A 567-nucleotide genomic window follows, 5' to 3' on the forward strand; every position below is an offset into this window, starting at 1 on the left:
TTCCGCCCCTTCGGCGTCGTTTCGGTCCGGGCCGAAGCCATAAACCATTATCCCCGTGCCCGGCAACGCTATGTCCGGCCAATCGCACATTTTTGTGGCGGCCTGGCGCTGCGACCGAGGTTGTGCACTTTCAGCGATTCGTGATGCAATCGCGCAACACAACCTGACTATAACGCCAGAAAACGGTTAAAAATCAGATCACCCAGGGTGCGTAGACCGGCCGGCTGACGGCGATCATCTCGGCGACGCGGCCACGCTCGCGGCGCCGGGTCTCGACGATTTCGAAGGCGGTGTGGTCGGAAAGCAGCCGGCGCAACGCAGACGCGTTCATCCGGTGGCCGCCGCGATAGGAGCGGAAACAGCCAATGAAGCGCGCGCCGGCCAGCGCCAGATCGCCCATGGCATCGAGCGTCTTGTGGCGGGCGAACTCATTGGGATAGCGCAACCCGCCGACATTGATGACGCGGTTGTCGTCGCCGATAACCAGCGAGTTTTCGAGCGACGAGCCGAGCGCGTAGCCGGCGGCCCAAAGCCTCTCGACATCCTTCATGAAGCCGAAGGTGCGGG

At 63.0% G+C, this 567-nt stretch carries 1 protein-coding gene; it reads right to left on the reverse strand.

Annotated elements, in window-relative coordinates; all coding sequences use genetic code 11:
• Positions 1 to 193: 193 nt before the first annotated feature.
• Positions 194 to 567: UDP-3-O-acyl-N-acetylglucosamine deacetylase (locus EOA28_RS37915; RefSeq protein WP_189342430.1), on the reverse strand; the 374-nt coding region annotated here is incomplete at its 5' end.

The organism is Mesorhizobium sp. M2A.F.Ca.ET.067.02.1.1 (assembly GCF_004023285.1).
Classification (GTDB): Bacteria; Pseudomonadota; Alphaproteobacteria; order Rhizobiales; family Rhizobiaceae; genus Mesorhizobium.